This is a genomic window from Frankia sp. AiPa1, from assembly GCF_023243075.1.
Lineage (GTDB): Bacteria > Actinomycetota > Actinomycetes > Frankiales > Frankiaceae > Frankia.
This window is the reverse complement of the sequence record NZ_JALKFZ020000175.1, coordinates 23,109-39,754: the sequence shown is the minus strand read 5'-3', so window position 1 is coordinate 39,754 and position 16,646 is coordinate 23,109. Positions and strand designations below refer to the sequence as shown.

The 16,646-nt window shown below is 71.2% G+C and carries 14 protein-coding genes and 1 pseudogene; 13 read left to right on the top strand and 2 right to left on the bottom strand.

What is annotated here, in order from left to right; genetic code table 11:
• The first annotated feature begins 4 nt into the window (after positions 1-4).
• Genes MXD95_RS21340 through MXD95_RS21330 form a run of 3 tightly spaced genes read left to right on the top strand, consistent with a single transcriptional unit; the run spans position 5 to position 3,828 of the window.
• The gene (locus MXD95_RS21340; protein WP_250642460.1) at positions 5-2,497 is read left to right on the top strand and encodes a ComEC/Rec2 family competence protein; all 2,493 of its coding nucleotides are present in this window, start codon (positions 5-7) and stop codon (positions 2,495-2,497) included.
• Positions 2,498-2,509: 12 nt separating this feature from the next.
• Positions 2,510-3,553, top strand: a complete 1,044-nt coding sequence (holA, locus tag MXD95_RS21335; protein ID WP_250642459.1) for a DNA polymerase III subunit delta — start codon at positions 2,510-2,512, stop codon at positions 3,551-3,553.
• The gene (locus tag MXD95_RS21330; RefSeq protein WP_250642458.1) at positions 3,550-3,828 is read left to right on the top strand and encodes a hypothetical protein; all 279 of its coding nucleotides are present in this window, start codon (positions 3,550-3,552) and stop codon (positions 3,826-3,828) included. The genes holA and MXD95_RS21330 overlap by 4 nt, the downstream gene beginning before the upstream one ends.
• A gap of 96 nt (positions 3,829-3,924) precedes the next feature.
• Here MXD95_RS21330 and rpsT read toward each other — a convergent pair whose 3' ends face one another.
• Positions 3,925-4,194 carry a 30S ribosomal protein S20 gene (gene rpsT, locus MXD95_RS21325; RefSeq protein ID WP_250642457.1) on the bottom strand — a complete coding sequence of 90 codons (270 nt, stop codon included), beginning with the start codon at positions 4,192-4,194 and terminating at the stop codon, positions 3,925-3,927.
• 361 nt (positions 4,195-4,555) lie between these two features.
• Here rpsT and lepA point away from each other — a divergent pair, with 361 nt between their 5' ends.
• Complete coding sequence (gene lepA / locus MXD95_RS21320) at positions 4,556-6,406, top strand: translation elongation factor 4 (RefSeq protein ID WP_308301545.1); 1,851 nt, start codon at positions 4,556-4,558, stop codon at positions 6,404-6,406.
• A 39-nt stretch (positions 6,407-6,445) separates the two neighbouring features.
• Here the strand turns inward: lepA and MXD95_RS21315 are convergent, their stop codons facing one another.
• A complete protein-coding gene (locus tag MXD95_RS21315) occupies positions 6,446-6,652 on the bottom strand; it encodes a hypothetical protein (protein ID WP_250642456.1) in 207 nt (68 codons plus the stop codon).
• Between the two features lie 223 nt (positions 6,653-6,875).
• On the opposite strand from MXD95_RS21315, the gene hemW reads away from it, so the two are divergent.
• The 9 genes and pseudogenes from hemW (at position 6,876) to era (ending at position 16,605) form a co-directional block, all read left to right on the top strand.
• Positions 6,876-8,111, top strand: coding sequence for a radical SAM family heme chaperone HemW (gene hemW, locus MXD95_RS21310; RefSeq protein WP_250642455.1), 1,236 nt, complete (start codon positions 6,876-6,878; stop codon positions 8,109-8,111).
• Positions 8,112-8,387: 276 nt separating this feature from the next.
• Complete coding sequence (gene hrcA / locus MXD95_RS21305) at positions 8,388-9,407, top strand: heat-inducible transcriptional repressor HrcA (protein ID WP_250642454.1); 1,020 nt, start codon at positions 8,388-8,390, stop codon at positions 9,405-9,407.
• Positions 9,407-10,549 (top strand): molecular chaperone DnaJ, encoded by a 1,143-nt coding sequence (gene dnaJ / locus MXD95_RS21300; RefSeq protein WP_250642453.1) that lies wholly within the window; start codon positions 9,407-9,409, stop codon positions 10,547-10,549. Before hrcA ends, dnaJ begins: the two co-directional genes overlap by 1 nt.
• Before the next feature lie 184 nt (positions 10,550-10,733).
• A complete protein-coding gene (locus tag MXD95_RS21295) occupies positions 10,734-11,534 on the top strand; it encodes a 16S rRNA (uracil(1498)-N(3))-methyltransferase (RefSeq protein WP_285223704.1) in 801 nt (266 codons plus the stop codon).
• A 105-nt stretch (positions 11,535-11,639) separates the two neighbouring features.
• Positions 11,640-12,692, top strand: coding sequence for a PhoH family protein (locus MXD95_RS21290; RefSeq protein ID WP_250642451.1), 1,053 nt, complete (start codon positions 11,640-11,642; stop codon positions 12,690-12,692).
• Between the two features lie 28 nt (positions 12,693-12,720).
• Positions 12,721-13,251 (top strand): annotated as a pseudogene (gene ybeY / locus MXD95_RS21285) (rRNA maturation RNase YbeY); the annotation flags it as partial.
• 196 nt (positions 13,252-13,447) lie between these two features.
• On the top strand, positions 13,448-15,151 hold the full coding sequence (locus MXD95_RS21280) for a hemolysin family protein (protein WP_250642450.1): 1,704 nt from the start codon (positions 13,448-13,450) through the stop codon (positions 15,149-15,151).
• Between the two features lie 4 nt (positions 15,152-15,155).
• On the top strand, positions 15,156-15,641 hold the full coding sequence (locus tag MXD95_RS21275) for a cytidine deaminase-like protein (RefSeq protein WP_250642449.1): 486 nt from the start codon (positions 15,156-15,158) through the stop codon (positions 15,639-15,641).
• A gap of 1 nt (position 15,642) precedes the next feature.
• Positions 15,643-16,605, top strand: coding sequence for a GTPase Era (gene era, locus MXD95_RS21270; protein WP_308301544.1), 963 nt, complete (start codon positions 15,643-15,645; stop codon positions 16,603-16,605).
• The last annotated feature ends 41 nt before the right edge of the window (positions 16,606-16,646 follow it).

Sequence of the window (16,646 nt, the reverse complement as noted above, 5' to 3'; positions counted from 1 at the left end):
CCCGATGGTCGCCGTCGGCCTGGAAACCGGGCTCGCCCTGGCCGAGCGTCCAGCGACCGAGCCGGAGCCGCTGGACGCCCGACTCGTCCTGCCGGCCGCGACCGCCTGGGGCGGCGCCGCGACCTCGGTGACCTGGACCATGCCGGACGGGGCGCTCGCGCTCGCCGGGGCCGTCCTGCTCGCCGTGCCGATCATGCTCGGCGTGCCGTATCTGAGCCGTCGTGGCCGCCGCCGGATGGCCCCGGCCGGCTCCGTGGCCTCGGTGACGCGGTCCGCGCGCTCGGGCTTGGGCGCCGTGGGTGTGGCGTTCCTGGCCGCCGGGCTCCTCGCCGGTGCTCTCACGACCCGAGCTGGCCACCGCGGACCGTTTGCCGACCTGGTGGGCCAAGGTTCGCCGGTCACCGCCCGGGCCGTCGTCCTCGACGACCCGCGGATCATCGCCACCGCGGCGGCCCCGGGCGTGGGCGGCCGGGGCGGGCCCTCGTTCGCCGTGCCGGCCCGCCTCGAGCGGGTCAGCGCCAGGACCATCACCCTGCGCACGCGCGTCCGCGTCGTTCTGCTCGTCCATGGTGAAGCCTGGCGTGGCCTCCTGCCGAGCCAGCATCTGGAGGTGGCCGGCCGACTCGCCCGGCCGCAGCATGATCCCACCGTTGCCGGGTCGATGCTGGTGCGGGACGCCTCCCCGCGTCCGCGGGGTCGGCCCAGTTTGGTCCAGCGGTTCGCCGGTCGGCTGCGGACGGGTCTTCGAATCGCCGCCGACGGCCTGCCCGAGCCGCGTCGAGGCCTGCTGCCCGCTCTGGTCGACGGGGACGTCTCGAATCTGGACGACTCTCTGCGCGAGGATTTCCGCGCGGCCGGCATGACGCATCTGACCGCCGTTTCCGGCGGCAACGTCGCGATCGTGACCGCCTGTGTGTTGCTGGTGGCCGCGTGGACCCGGCGAGGGCTTCGCGGGCGGGCGGTGCTCGGCGTCTGTGCGCTACTCGCCTTCGTGGTGCTGGCCCGACCGTCGCCGAGCGTGCTCCGTGCCGGGGTGATGGGGGTGATCGGGCTTACCGCGTTCGCCACCGGACGGCCGCGGGCCGTGCTGGCGGCGCTGGCGGCGAGCGTGACCCTGCTCGTGCTCGCGCAGCCGACTCTGTCCGTCTCCGTCGGGTTCACGCTGTCCGTCCAGGCGACCGTTGGAATGATCATCCTTGCGCCCGGATGGCACCTCCGATTCGCCCGGTACCTGCCCGATCGCCTCGCCGAGCCGCTCGCTGTGGCCGCCGCCGCGCAGGTCGCGTGCATGCCCGTACTCGCCTGGATCGGCAGCGGAGTCAGCCTGATCGCCATACCGGCGAATCTCGCGGCCGCTCCGGCCGTGCCTGCGGCGACCGTCCTCGGTGTGCTCACGCTGCTCGTCGCGGCGGTGGCCCCGGCGTGGGCGCACTGGTGCGCGCACGCCGCGGACCTGCCCTGCTGGTGGCTCGTGACAGTGGCACACACCGCCGCGGGACTGCCGTCGGCCACCGTCGGCTGGCCGCAAGGCCTCTTCGGCGCGATCGCCGTCATCGTCGCCGTCGTGGCCGGGCCGGCTCTGCTGCGCCGACGGGTCACCCGCCGGATCGCCGCAGCGGCGCTGGCGGGAGCGCTGGCTGCCCGGTGCGCGGTGGTCAGCCAGGTTGTCGTCTGGCCGCCGCGTGGCTGGCGGATCGTGGCCTGCGACGTCGGGCAGGGCGACGCGCTGGTACTTCGCGCCGGCCCCGGACAGGCGGTGCTGGTCGATGCGGGCCCCGACCCCGCGCTGCTCGTCCGATGCCTCGACGATCTTGATGTGCGGGAGATTCCTGCGATCATTCTCAGTCATCTGCACGCCGATCATGTGAACGGTCTGCCGGGTGTGCTCGGTCGGCGTCGGGTGGGGCAGGTGCTGGTCGGACCCCTGCACGAGCCCGCCGGCCAGTGGCGGCTGGTCCAGCGGTGGGCAGTGCGGGCAGGGGTGCCCCTACGCGCCCTCACGGCCGGCAGCAGCGGGCGGGTCGGCGCGGTCGGCTGGACGGTGCTGGCCCCGCGGGTGCTGCTGCACGGCACCGACAGCGACCCGAACAACGACAGCCTTCTCGTCACCGCGCAGGTGGACGGAGTCCGGGCACTGCTCACCGGAGACGTCGAGGCCCTTGCCCAGCAGGCTTTCCTTGCCGAGCCGGGTGCCGAGACGGCGCTGCGGGCAGACGTGCTCAAGGTTCCGCACCATGGCTCGGCAAACCAGGATCCGGCCTTCCTGCGGGCGGTCCAGGCACGATACGCCCTGGTCAGCGTCGGCGCCGGCAACGACTATGGGCATCCCGCGCCGGCCACCCTGCGCATCCTGCGGCAGGCCGGGGTCGCCGTGGGCCGTACCGACATCGACGGCGCCCTCGCCGTCACGGCGCCCTCGACGCCGGGTTCCGCGGGTGCCTCCGTACGCCGCGACGCGATCGCGGTGGTGCGCCGTGGCCGGCGGGACGGATCGTGACATGCTCACCGAGTGCCCCGATCCGCATCCGCCGCACCCGCCGGATCCGTGCTGAGCCCGGCACCGCTCGTTCTGGTCAGCGGAGACGAGGACCTGCTCGTCGGTCGCGCTGTCCACGAGGTGATCGATGCCGCCAGAGTGCGTGATCCGGAGGTGGAGATCGTCGACCGGAGCAGCGGCGAGCTCACCGAGGCCGACCTGGTCGACCTGGGCGCCACGTCGATGTTCGGCGGCGGGCGGGTGGTGGTTGTCCGGGGGGCGCAGGACCTGAGCGAGGAGCTGCGCGACGGCCTGCTCACCTACATCGACCGCCCGTTGCCTGACCTCGTGCTCGTTCTGGTGCATTCGGGTGCGGTGAAAAACCGCAAGCTCGCCGACGCGATGAAGGCCGCAGGCGCCCGGGTGATGCCGGCGGCGAAGATCACGCGGCCGCGGGACCGGCACGACTTCGTCGTCGCGGAGGTACGCCGGCTCGGCGGGCGGATCAGCGACGGTGCGGGGCGGGCCCTGCTCGACGCGGTCGGCGGCGACCTGCGTGAGCTCGCCGCGGTGTGCGACCAGCTCGTGGCCGACACCGACGGCGGTCTGCTCGACGAGGCGGCGGTCGCCCGCTTCCACCGGGGCCGGGCCGAGGCCAGCGGTTTCGCGGTAGCGGACGCGATCATCGGCGGAGATCTGCCGCAGGCGTTGACGCTGCTGCGCCAGGCGATCGAGGGAGGAACAGCGCCCGTGCTGATCTCCAGCGCGATCGCCGGCGGCCTGCGGGAGCTGGCGCGGGTCTCCGCGGCCGGGGCCGGGAACTCCACGGCAGGCGGCAGGGCTGAGCTGGCCAGGGTCCTGAGGATGCCGGACTGGAAGGTGGAGAAGGCCCAGCGGGCGGCGCGAGCCTGGTCGGATCCCGGGCTCGGGCAGGCGCTGCGGGCGGCGGCGGTAGCCGATGCTGGAGTCAAGGGTGCATCCGTCGACGCGGGATACGCGCTCGAGAAGCTGCTGCGCGAGGTGGCCCAGGCCCGCGCCTTCCCGCGCGACCGGGCGCACCGCGGCGTCCGGAGATGACGGGCGGCCTTCGGGTTCTCCCCGCCGGCTGGGTCCGGGGAACGCTGATCACCGTCACCGGGCTGGTCACCGTGGTCGTCGCGCTCGGGGATCTGGCGAGCGCGTGGGTCGTGCTGGCGCTGCCCCTGACCGTCGCTGTCATCGTCGGATACCACGAGATGCTCGAACGGCTGGCCCAGCCGCGGGACCCGGCGAACCCGCCGCGGCCGGCTCACGTCGACCCGGACTCCGACGCCCACCCGGACCCGGCGGGCCGATCAGACCCCTCCCTCTGACGGAGGCGGGCCTAGGAGGCGCCGAGCCACCAAGCTGCCGAGCCCACGCAGAAAAGCCGGGGGGCCGATGGGCACCCCGGCTTCGCGCGCGACGGGTCAGCTGGTAGTCAGCTTGGCGTGGGCCTGAGCCAGCGCCGACTTGCGGTTCGCGGCCTGGTTGATGTGGATGACACCCTTGCTTGCCGCCTTGTCAAGCTTGCGGTTCGCCACGCGAAGCGTCTCGCCAGCGCGCTCGACATCGCCCGCCTCGACGGCGTCCCGGAACCGGCGGACGTGCGTCTTGAGCTCGGACTTGACCGCCTTGTTGCGCAGCCGCCGCTTCTCGTTGGTGAGGTTGCGCTTGATCTGCGACTTGATGTTGGCCACGCGGAGGAACCTCTAATGTCGAGTCGGGATGGTGCAGACAGGTCATCGTACGGCGACCGGCCGCGCGGAGCGGCCTGGGGTACCGATGCCCGGGACGGCGCCGCCAACCGCATGCCCGGCCGGCGCCGAACGGACCGCGCGCAGCGGACCGACGGACGGCGGGGGCGCAGGGCGGCGAGGCCCACCAGAGCGTAGCCAGATTATCAAACGTGGCGCCCGCCGGTGCGCCGCCGTCGGGCGGCGGCGGCTCCTGGCGCGATGCAGGCCGTCGGCTCCTGGCACGATGAAGGGTGGCGCCGACCAGATCCCCGGTATGGGAGGCGCTCCCGTGACCGCCGCGAGCGAAACGAGAACCCTCCGCGTGTCCGCAGCCCCGCACCTGGCGCCCGGCGCCGACCCGGCGATGATCCGTAACTTCTGCATCATCGCCCATATCGACCACGGCAAGTCGACCCTCGCCGACCGGATGCTCGGCGTGACGGGCGTCGTGGAGGCGCGCAACATGCGTGCCCAGTACCTCGACCGGATGGACATCGAGCGCGAGCGCGGCATCACGATCAAGGCGCAGAACGTTCGCCTGCCCTGGCAGGCCGACGATGGCCGCGACTACATCCTGCACCTCATCGACACGCCCGGGCACGTGGACTTCAGCTACGAGGTGAGCCGCTCGCTCGCCGCCTGCGAGGGCGCGGTGCTGCTGGTCGACGCCGCGCAGGGCATCGAGGCGCAGACCCTGGCCAACCTGTACCTGGCGATCGAGAACGACCTGACGATCATCCCCGTCCTGAACAAGATTGACCTGCCGGCGGCGCAACCGGAGAAGTACGCGGAGGAGATCGCGTCGATCATCGGCTGCGACCCGGCGGAGGTGCTGCGGGTCTCCGGCAAGACCGGCCAGGGCGTGACGGAGCTGCTCAACGAGATCGTTCGTCAGGTTCCGGCTCCCGTCGGCAACCCGGATGGCCCCGCCCGCGCCATGATCTTCGACAGCGTGTACGACATCTACCGTGGCGTGATCACTTACGTCCGGGTCGTCGACGGCACGCTGACCACGCGCGATCGCTGCCTGATGATGTCGACCGGGACGAGCCACGAGACGCTCGAGGTCGGCGTGATCTCCCCGGATCCGCACGCCACCGGCTCCCTCTCGGTCGGCGAGGTGGGCTATGTCATCCCCGGTGTGAAGGACGTCCGCCAGGCCCGGGTCGGCGACACCATCACGACCAGCCGTCGGCCGGCGACCGAGATGCTCGGGGGATACCGGGACCCGCTTCCCATGGTGTACTCCGGCCTGTACCCGATCGATGGCAGTGAGTATCCGGCGCTGCGGGAGGCTCTCGACAAACTGCAGCTCAACGACGCCGCTCTTACCTATGAGCCCGAGACGTCGGCGGCTCTCGGCTTCGGTTTCCGCTGCGGCTTCCTCGGCCTGCTGCACCTGGAGATCGTTCGGGAGCGCCTGGAGCGGGAGTTCAATCTCACCCTCATCTCGACCGCGCCCAACGTCGTCTACCGCGTCGTCATGGAGGACCTCTCGGAGGTCACGGTGACCAATCCGAGCGACTGGCCGGGCGGCAAGATCGCGGAGGTCCACGAGCCGATCGTGCAGGCGATGCTGCTGCTACCCACCGACTTCGTCGGCGCCGTCATGGAACTGTGCCAGAACCGGCGCGGGGTGCTGCAGGGTATGGACTACCTGTCCACCGACCGGGTGGAACTCAAGTACACCCTCCCGCTCGGAGAGATCATCTTTGACTTCTTTGACTCGTTGAAGTCCCGCACCCGTGGGTATGCGAGCCTCGACTACGAACCGGCCGGAGAGCAACTCGCAGATCTGGTCAAGGTGGACATTCTGCTGCAGGGCGAGACCGTCGACGCCTTCTCCGCGATCGTGCACCGGGAGAAGGCCTACGCCTACGGCGTGTCCATGACCTCGCGGCTGCGCGAGCTGATCCCCCGCCAGCAGTTCGAGGTCCCGATCCAGGCGGCGATCGGCAGCCGGATCATCGCCCGGGAGAACATCCGGGCGATCCGCAAGGACGTGTTGGCCAAGTGCTACGGCGGCGACATCACCCGCAAACGCAAACTGCTGGAGAAGCAGAAGGAGGGCAAGAAGCGGATGAAGACCATCGGGCGGGTCGAGGTGCCGCAGGAGGCCTTCATCGCCGCGCTCTCGACCGATGTGGGGAAGACCTCACAGACCGCGAAGTGACCGGCGTGCCGGCGCGCCGGGTTGCGCGCCCGGCGCGGGTCAGCTGGACGGCAACGCGGTGGCGGGCAGTGCCGGAGTCGGCAGTGTGAGTGGCTCGGTGGTCGGCTCGACGAAGGGAGTGAGTGAGGTGAGCGGCGCGAGGGGCTGGCCTGCGGCGTTCGCGGCCGCGCTGGACCGATACACGGTGGTGCGGGGTGGAAGCAGTGCTGAGATCTCTGACAGCAGGGACCTGGCGTCGTCGTCCATGACTCGATCTTTTCGTATCGGGCGCCACCGATCCACGACGCATCGCCCATAATCCTCCGTTCTGCTCACAACAACGGCAAAACCGACTGCATGGCGTGAGCGTGTGTGGGTACGCGTTCTCGGTCATCCACACGTGGTCCCCCTGTAGCTCTCCCGGGCTGGCCCACGCGCCAGGCGAACATTGCGTTGCCGTAAACCCATCTGTTGGGGGCACACTGGGGGCATGCCACAAAAGCCTCCCGACGGGGCAGCTCCCCCCGACGACGGCATGCTGCCCGCGTCTGCGCTGGCCGAGCTGGCCGAGCGCCCGTTCGGGGTCTACCTGCATGTGCCGTACTGCGCGGCCCGCTGCGGCTATTGTGACTTCAACACCTACACGGCGGCTGATCTCGGCGGCGCCCTGGTTTCCTCGGTCGGGCTGACGACCTTCGCCGACATCGCGGGCTCCGAGATCCGGCTGGCCCGCCAGGTGCTCGCCGCGCTGGACCGGCCGGTGTCCACGGTTTTCGTGGGCGGTGGTACGCCGACCCTGCTGCCGCCCAGCGATCTTGGGCGCCTGCTGCGGCTGGTGGCCGACGAGTTCGGGCTGGCGCCGGACGTGGAGGTCACGACCGAGGCCAACCCGGAGTCGGTGGACCCCGCCCAGCTCGAGCAGCTGCGGGCCGCCGGCTACACCCGGATCTCCTTCGGCATGCAGAGCGACCGCCCGCACGTGCTGGCCGCGCTCGACCGCCGGCACACGCCAGGGCGGGTGTCCGAGGTGATGCGCTGGGCCCGCAAGGCCGGTTTCGATCAGGTCAGTCTTGATCTGATCTACGGTGCGCCGGGCGAGTCGGACGCCGACTGGCTGGCGAGTCTGCGGGCTGCCGTCGAACTCGGCCCGGATCACGTCAGCGCCTATGCGCTCACTGTCGAGGAGGGCACAAAGCTCTCCCGGCGGGTGCGCCGTGGTGAGCTGCTCGAGCCCGACGACGATCTGCTGGCTGATCGTTATCTGACGGCGGATGACCTGCTCGCTGCGGCCGGTCTGGTCAACTACGAGATCAGCAACTGGGCGCGGGGCCCGGCCGCTCGCTGTCGGCACAACCTCGGCTACTGGCGCGGCGACAACTGGTGGGGCATCGGCCCCGGTGCGCACAGTCACATCGGCGGCGTGCGCTGGTGGAATGTGCGTCATCCCGCGGAATACGCGGCGCGGCTGGGTGCGGGGCGCAGTCCGGCGGCCGCCCGCGAGGAGCTCGACGCCGCCACGCGCCGGGTGGAACGGGTCATGCTTGGTGTGCGCCTGGCCGACGGGCTCGCCGTGGACGATCTGGACGATGCCGGGCGGGTCGCTATGGGGGAGCTTGCCCGCTCCGGTCTCGTCGAGCCCGGCGGACTGGAGTCCGGTGTCGTGCGACTGACTCTTCGCGGTCGCCTGCTCACCGACACGGTGGTGCGGGCCCTGCTGCCGGACTGACCCGGCATCGGACGGCGGCCGCGGAGTCCGCGACGCGACGCTGCGCGGGAACCCAAAGCGGGTCGTGGTCGTTCAGTGGGAAGATCGTGTCTGTCGGGTGGGAAGGATGTCGCCGGAACCTCACCGGCTCGTGGCGTGACGGCTTATGTTGTGTGCCTCGGGTCGGGGCGGCGGGCTACACTTGGCACTCGCAGCAGCCGAGTGCCAAGCCCGGTGTCGATCGGTGCACGCACCGTCATCCGGCCACGTCCCGCCTGCCGAAGGGGGTGCGACCGCGTGCTGGAGGATCGGCGCCTGGAAGTGCTTCGCGCCATCGTGGAGGACTTCGTCCTGAGTAATGAGCCGGTCGGCTCCAAGGCGCTGGCGGAGCGGCACAACCTCGGCGTCTCGCCGGCAACCGTGCGTAATGACATGTCGGCGCTGGAGGAGGAGGGCTACATCACGCAGCCCCACACCAGCGCCGGGCGGATCCCCACCGACAAGGGTTACCGCCTGTTCGTCGACCGGTTGTCCGGCGTCAAGCCGTTGTCACGGGCGGAGCGGCGTGCGATCCAGAGCTTCCTCGAGGGGGCAGTCGATCTTGATGATGTGGTGAACCGCTCGGTGCGGCTGCTCGCCCAGCTCACCCGGCAGGTCGCCGTGGTGCAGTATCCGACCATGTCGGCCAGTAGCGTGCGCCACATCGAGGTGGTGCTACTGAGCCCGCGCCGGCTCCTCATGGTGATCATCACTGACACCGGACGGGTCGAGCAGCGGATCATCGAGAGCCTCGCCCCGGTGGACGAGGAGACCGTCGGTGAGCTGCGTGCGACGCTCAACTGCGCGCTGACCGGGCAGCGGCTGGCCGACGCGCCCGGGACGGTCGCCGCACTGCCGGCCCAGATCCGTCCGGAACTGCGGCCGTGCGTGGCGACGATGGCCGGTGCGGTGCTGGAGACCATGGTGGAGCCCCAGGAGGAGCGGATCGCCATGGCCGGTACGGCCAACCTCACCCGGGCCACGGTCGACTTCGCCGACTCGCTGCGCTTGATTCTCGAGGCGCTCGAGGAACAGGTCGTGCTGATGAAGCTCATCGGCTCGGCGCGGGAGACCGGTACTGTAACCGTACGCATCGGCCGAGAAACGGACGTGGATGCCCTGCGGTCGACTGCGGTCGTGGCCACCGGCTACGGTCGCGGGCCCTTCGCCCTGGGCGGCATGGGCGTGGTCGGGCCGATGCGGATGGACTATCCCTGGACGATGGCGGCCGTGCGGGCCGTCGCCAAATACGTGGGTGAACTCTTGGGTGCCGACTGATGGCCGTGGACTACTACGCCGTTCTCGGCGTGCGTCGAGACGCGTCGAACGACGAGATCAAGCGTGCATATCGCAAACTGGCCAGGGAGCTGCATCCCGACGTCAACCCCGATCCGGAGGCGCAGCAACGCTTCCGGAGCGTGACGGCCGCGTACGAGGTGCTCTCCGATCCGGAGAAGCGCCAGATCGTCGACCTCGGCGGTGACCCACTTGCGCCGGGCGGAGGCGGTGGGGGCGGCTCGCCGTTCGGCGCCGGCTTCGGCGGTCTCGGCGACATCATGGATGCCTTCTTCGGGGGCGGTGCCAACCGCGGCCCGCGTTCGCGGGTCCGCCGCGGCAACGACGCACTGCTGCGCATCGAGCTCGACCTGGCCGAGACGGCCTTCGGTGCCACCCGCGAGATCACCGTGGACACCGCGGCGGTGTGCTCGACGTGCGCCGGGGCCGGCGCGGCACCTGGCACCCATTCGTCGACCTGTGGCACCTGCGCCGGTCGGGGCGAGGTCCAACAGGTCACCCGGTCGTTCCTCGGCCAGATGGTCACCTCTCGCCCGTGCCCGCGCTGCTCGGGTACCGGCACGGTGATCGAGCATCCCTGCCGCGACTGCGGCGGGGACGGGCGGGTTCGTAAGCGCCGCACCCTCACCGTCAAGATTCCCTCGGGAGTCGAGGACGGCATGCGGATCCGGCTGTCCGGCGAGGGCGAAGTCGGCCCGGGCGGTGGGCCGGCCGGTGACCTGTACGTCGAGGTGTCCGAGCGCCAGCACCCGGTGTTCACGCGGGAGGGCGACGACCTCCACTGCGAACTTCCGCTGCCGATGACCTCGGCCGCGCTGGGTACCTCCGCCACCCTCGAGACCCTCGACGGCACCGAGACGATCGCCGTCAAACCCGGCACCCAGCCCGGTGAGGTCATCCGGCTCGCGGGGCGGGGGGTGCCTCACCTGCGCGCGGCCGGGCGTGGCCACCTGCACATCCACGTCAACGTCGAGACGCCGACCAAACTCGACGCCGAGCAGGAACGGGTGCTGCGGGAGCTGGCCAAGCTGCGCGATGAGGAAGCGCCGGCAGTCGTCGGCGGTGCCACCGGTGGCGGTGCCAGCGGCCTGTTCCGCCGCCGCGGTTCGCGGCGAGGGCGCTAGCCGGCGCACGCCAGCGGGTCCCCCGGTTCCAGCGCCATGCGGGCACGGTGGTGGTGCCACGGGCTCACCACCTCCGAGCGGCTATGCCGGGGCCTGCGGCACGACCGGCGCACAGGCCGCTGCCAGGTCGGCCAGGCGGTCCGTAGGCCCCCAGGTAGCGGGAGGATTCGTCCTGACCAGCGCGTTGTTTCATCTCTCGCCGCTCCCATCGGCGGATGAGGGAGAGGTGGTCACTCTGGCCGGCCCCGAGGGCCGGCACGCGGCGACGGTGCGTCGGTTGCGGCCCGGCGAGCCGGTGGATCTCACCGACGGCGGCGGGCGGGCGCTGGCGTGCGAGGTCGTCGCCGTTCGGCGAGACGAGATCGACTGCGTGGTGCGGCGCCGGGTCGAGGCGGCCACGGCCCGGCCTCGCCTGATCGTCGCCCAGGCGCTGGCCAAGGGCGATCGCGGCGAACGCGCGGTTGAGATGCTGACCGAGGTCGGCGTCGACGAGATCGTGCCCTGGTCGGCGGCCCGTTCGGTGGTGCGCTGGGAGGGCGAGCGCGGCGCCCGGGCGCGGGAACGCTGGACGCGGACCGCGGCCGAGGCGGCCAAACAGTCCCACCGCTGGCACTGGCCAGTCCTCGGCGCACTGGTCGGCGTGGGCGAGCTGGCCCGACGGGTCGCCACGCCGTCCACGCTGGCTGTTGCCCTGCATGAACAGGCCGCCGGTCCGATGGTCGGCCTGGCACGCGCGCGGCTTGCTGCCGGTTCGGGCCGGGCGACGGAACCGACGAGACAGGGACAGAGCGGTGGAGGGCTGGCGGAGATTCTGCTCGTCGTCGGGCCCGAAGGCGGGTTGACCGACTCCGAGGTGGACACACTGCGCGCAGCCGGCGCCGAGGTGGCCCGGCTCGGGTCGACCGTGCTGCGCACGTCCACCGCGGGCGTGGTCGCCGCGTCGATCGTGCTGGCTGAGATCGGTCGCTGGGACGGCCCGGCCTGAGGATGGCTAGACTGGATATCCGTCACGGTCATCAGGTCCGACGGTCATCAGGTCCGACGGTCAATCAAGTCCGAGAGGTGCCGCGGCCGTAGCAGGCCGCTCTTTATGCCCGAATCCGCCACACCTTCCGTCGCGTCGCCCGCTGCGGTCACGACGCGCATCGTCGTTCCCGGCCCGCACAACATGGTGAGCCTGCTCGGCCATCAGGACGAGTTGCTGCGCACCATCGAGCGGGCCTTCGCCGCCGACATCCATGTCCGGGGCAACGAGATCACCATCACCGGCTCGCCGGCCGAGAACGAGCTCGCCGGAAAGCTGTTCGCCGAGCTCATCGCGCTGCTCGACGCCGGAGCGGAACTCAGCCCACAGCATGTCGATCACTCGCTGGCGATGCTGCGCAGCGGTGCGCAGGAGCGCCCTGCCGAGGTGCTCACGCTCAACATCCTGTCGAACCGTGGTCGCACCATCCGGCCCAAGACGCTCAACCAGAAGCGTTACGTCGACGCGATCGACGTGCACACCATCGTGTTCGGGATCGGCCCTGCGGGCACCGGCAAGACCTACCTGGCGATGGCGAAGGCCGTGCAGGCCCTGCAGGCGAAGAAGGTCAACCGGATCATCCTGACCCGGCCGGCGGTCGAGGCGGGGGAGCGGCTGGGCTTCCTGCCCGGCACCCTGTACGAGAAGATCGACCCGTATCTGCGGCCGTTGTACGACGCGCTGCACGACATGATCGATCCCGATTCGATCCCGCGGTTGATGCAGGCGGGCACGATCGAGGTCGCGCCGCTGGCCTACATGCGCGGCCGTACGCTCAACGATGCCTTCATCATTCTGGACGAGGCGCAGAACACCTCGCCCGAGCAGATGAAGATGTTCCTGACCCGGCTCGGCTTCGGCTCCAAGATCGTCGTCACCGGCGACGTCACCCAGGTCGATCTGCCCAGCGGCACCCGTAGTGGCCTGCGGGTGGTGCGCGAGATCCTCGACGGTGTGGACGACGTGCACTTCACCACCCTTACCAGCTCCGACGTGGTTCGCCACCGGCTGGTCAGCGACATTGTCGACGCCTACGCCCGTTGGGACGCCGCCGAGGACGGCAGCGGCGCCGCGGCGGCACCGCCGCCATCCAGGCCGAGTCGTCGGGACCGACGGTGACCGTCCTGGCGGTCGGAGAGGACCGCTGATGGCTGTGTTCGTTGCCAACGAGTCGAGTGCCAGCGACGTTGATGAGGTGCGGTTGACCGCACTGGCCCGGTTCGTCCTGGACGCGATGAAGGTGAGCCCGCTCGCCGAGCTGTCGGTGCTACTCGTCGAGGAAAAGGCCATGACCGATCTGCACGTGCGGTACATGGGCGAGGAAGGCCCCACCGACGTGCTCTCCTTCGCGCAGGACGAGGCGTTCGACGCGTCCTGGTCGGAATCCGGCGACGACGACCCGACGCTGCTACTCGGCGACGTGGTGCTCTGCCCGTCGGTGGCGCGTCGCCAGGCCGAGCAGGCCGGGCATGCGTTCGAGCGCGAACTGCACCTGCTGTGCGCCCACGGCATCCTGCACCTGCTCGGGTTCGATCACGCCGAGCCGGACGAGGAACGTGAGATGTGGAAGATCCAGAACCGGCTGCTCTCGTCCTGGGACACGGCCGCGCGGGCCGGCTCGGGGACGCGTTCCGCAGCGGGGGGCGTGGCTGTCGCCGGCGGTGGTGGCTCGACGGCCGAGGACGGTGCGGGCAACGCGGAGTCTGCTGGTGGGGCTGGGCCTGCCGGTGGAGCGGCGTCCGCCGGTGAGGTGGCCGCCGACGGCGGCGCGGACGGCGCCGGTCTGTCAGATGGTGCTGGTCTGTCGGGTGGTGCGGACGACGCCGGCGAGGCCGGGCCGGCCGTCGCACGCTGACCGGAGACCGCGGGCGACGATGAGTTCCGGCGATCTTCTGCTGCTCTTCCTCACGGCGGTCGGAGCCTTGGCCGCCGCGGGCTTCGGCTGCGTGGACGCGGCGCTCACCCGGGTCTCGCGCGTCGCCGTCGACGCGTTCGTGCGGGCGGGCCGCGGTGGTTCGGCGAGTCTCGCGGCGGTCGTCGCGGACCCGGGCCGCTATCTCGCGCCGCTGCTGCTGCTGCGCATCGGCGCCGAGATGCTCGCCGCCGCCTGTCTCACGGTGCTGTTCGTCCACGCCTACGGCGCCGGCTTTGCCGCGGTCGGGCTGGGGGCACTCGCGGCGACCCTGATCGCCTATGTCCTCGTCGGCGTGATGTTCCGGACCCTGGGCCGCCAGCACGCCCCGGGTGTGGCACTCGCGACTGCCGGGCTCACCCTGCGACTGGCGCGCGTCCTCGGGCCGCTGCCGCGGCTGCTCATCGCGTTCGGTAACGCGGTCACCCCCGGCCCCGGCTACCGCGACGGGCCGTTCGCCTCCGAGGCGGAACTGCGCGACCTCGTCGATCTCGCGGAGGAGAACGAGGTCATCGAACCCGAGGAACGCGACATGATCGCGTCCGTGTTCGAACTCGGCGACACCGTCGTGCGCGAGGTGATGGTGCCCCGGCCCGACATGCTGTTCATCGAGTCGACGAAGACCGTCGGCCAGGCCCTCTCCCTCGCGCTGCGCAGTGGATTCTCCCGGATTCCGGTCATCGGTGACAGCGTCGATGACGTGGTCGGCATCGCCTTCCTCAAGGACATGGTCCGCCACGAACGAGTCGGAGAACCGAGCGATCCCGCTCCGAGCGATCCCGCTCCGAGCGATCCCGCTCCGAGCGGTGCCGCCCCGAACGACGCGGACGCTCCCATCGTCGAGATCATGCGGGCGCCGGCTCTGGTGCCCGAAAGCAAGCCCGCCGGTGATCTGCTGCGCGAGATGCAGGCGTCCCGCACGCACATGGCCATCGTCATCGACGAGTACGGTGGTACGGCCGGGCTGGTGACCATCGAGGACATCCTCGAGGAGATCGTCGGCGAGATCACCGACGAGTATGACAACGAGGTACCCCCGGTGGAATGGCTCGACGCCGACACCGCCCGGGTCACCGCGCGCCTGGACGTCGACGACCTTGGCGAGTTGTTCGCACTGGACGTCGATGACCTGCCCGGCGCGGACGACTCAGTGACGGTCGGCGGCCTTCTGGCCACCGCGCTTGGCCGAGTGCCGATCCCGGGCGCGACCGCCACCGTCGCCGGCCTGCGCCTGACCGCAGAGCGGGCGGCTGGCCGGCGCAACCAGATTGGCACCATCGTCGTCGCCCGCCGGTCGGCTCGAGCGTCCGGCGCCGGGCCGCCCGGTGCCGGGTCGTCCGAGCGGGGTTCGTCCAGACGGGATGTGACCGGGCCGGATATGACTGGGCCAGGGTGGCCCGACCCAGACCGAGCTTGGTCGGCCTCAACGAGGCATGCCTCGTCCGAGGACGGCGTGGCATCGGGGCAGGCGGCGCCCTCGCGGCAGACGGCCGCGGCGGGTGGCCCGACGGCAGGCAGCGGTGCGCAGGCGAAGCACCGTGGGAAAGGGCACCGTGGGGCAGGGCACGGCGCGGCAGGGCACGGCGCGGCAGAGCGTGGTGGGGCAGAGCGTGGTGGGACAGAGCGTGGTGGGCCCGAATATGGTGCGGCAGAGCAGAAAAGGTGACCTCGTGACGACTGATCCGTCCGCCTCCACGTCGGCGTCGGCCGCTTCCGGTCCGGCCCCGGAGCTCGCGGCCGAGGACTCGAAGCTGCTCGTTCTGGCCCGCTCCGCCCGACTGCGCGCCTACGTGCCCGACGGCCGGCCGGCCCAGGGCGCGGCCCTGCGCGACACCACCGGCCGTACCTACGCCGCGGCCACCGTCGGCCACACCCGCGGCGACCTCGCCCTGTCCGCGCTGCGTGCGGCGGTGGCCGCGGCGGTGTCCAGCGGCGCGCGCAGCTTCGAGGCGGCGGCAGTCGTCACCGGGGATCCCCAGCAGTCGGCGCTCAGCATCGCCGCGGACGACCCCACGGTGGCGGACCCCACCGTGGGCGCGGGCGGCGTCGCCGGGATTACCGCCGACGATCTGGCGATGTTGGCCGAGTTCGGTACGGGGGTCCCCGTCTTCGTCGCCGGACCTGACGGAGCCCTTCGTGCCCGGACGACCAGCTGACGTGGCGACCAGGAACCGCTCCGCCGCCCCGTCCGGCGCATCTCCCGATGCGGGCTCGGTCACCTATCGGTCGGGATTCGCCTGCCTGGTCGGCCGGCCCAACGCTGGGAAGTCCACCCTGACCAACGCGCTCGTCGGAACCAAGGTGGCCATCACCAGTGGTCGTCCGCAGACCACCCGGCACGCGATCCGGGGCATTGTGCACCGTGCCGATGCCCAGCTCGTTCTCGTCGACACTCCCGGCCTGCACCGGCCGCGCACGCTGCTCGGCCAGCGGCTCAACGACGTTGTGCGCGCCACCCTCTCCGAGGTGGACGTGGTCGGGTTCTGTATGCCGGCCGACGAGCCGCTTGGCCGCGGAGACCGGTTCATCGCCGAGGAACTGTCGCGTCTGCCGAAACGGACGCCGGTCGTCGCGATCCTCACCAAGACCGACAAGGTCGCCGACCCCGACCGCATCGGTGCCCGCCTGCTCGAGGTCTCCCAGCTCGGGGAGTTCACCGACATCGTCCCGGTGAGCGCCGTACGTGCCTTCCAGGTCGACGTCGTCGCCGATGTGCTGGTGACCCGTCTGCCCACCGGCCCCGCGCTTTACCCGGACGGGGAGCTCACCGACGAGCCGGAGCAGGTCATGGTCGCCGAGCTCGTCCGGGAGGCGGCGCTGGAGGGCGTCCGGGACGAGCTGCCTCACTCGCTGGCCGTCGTCGTCGAGGAGATGGTGCCCCGCGAGGACCGACCCGAGGACCGCCCGCTGCTCGATGTCCGGGTCAACGTCTTCGTCGAGCGCCCGAGCCAGAAGGCGATCGTCATCGGCGCCGGCGGTGCTCGGCTCAAGGACGTCGGCTCCCGCGCCCGCACACAGATCGAGGCCCTGCTCGGTACCCCCGTCTACCTGGATCTTCACGTCAAGGTCGCGAAGGACTGGCAGCGCGACCCGCGCCAGCTGCGCCGCCTCGGCTTCTGAACCCGCTTCGGGCCGGCCACGGAAACGTGCCGAAGGTTATG

Bases quoted from the DNA above. Each gene is read 5' to 3' on its own strand.
- MXD95_RS21340 (WP_250642460.1), top strand. From the start codon at position 5: ATGGTCGCCGTCGGCCTGGAAACCGGGCTCGCCCTGGCCGAGCGTCCA.
- MXD95_RS21330 (WP_250642458.1), top strand. From the start codon at position 3,550: ATGACGGGCGGCCTTCGGGTTCTCCCCGCCGGCTGGGTCCGGGGAACG.
- MXD95_RS21315 (WP_250642456.1), bottom strand. From the start codon at position 6,652: ATGGACGACGACGCCAGGTCCCTGCTGTCAGAGATCTCAGCACTGCTT.
- hemW (WP_250642455.1), top strand. From the start codon at position 6,876: ATGCCACAAAAGCCTCCCGACGGGGCAGCTCCCCCCGACGACGGCATG.
- dnaJ (WP_250642453.1), top strand. From the start codon at position 9,407: ATGGCCGTGGACTACTACGCCGTTCTCGGCGTGCGTCGAGACGCGTCG.
- MXD95_RS21290 (WP_250642451.1), top strand. From the start codon at position 11,640: ATGCCCGAATCCGCCACACCTTCCGTCGCGTCGCCCGCTGCGGTCACG.
- MXD95_RS21280 (WP_250642450.1), top strand. From the start codon at position 13,448: ATGAGTTCCGGCGATCTTCTGCTGCTCTTCCTCACGGCGGTCGGAGCC.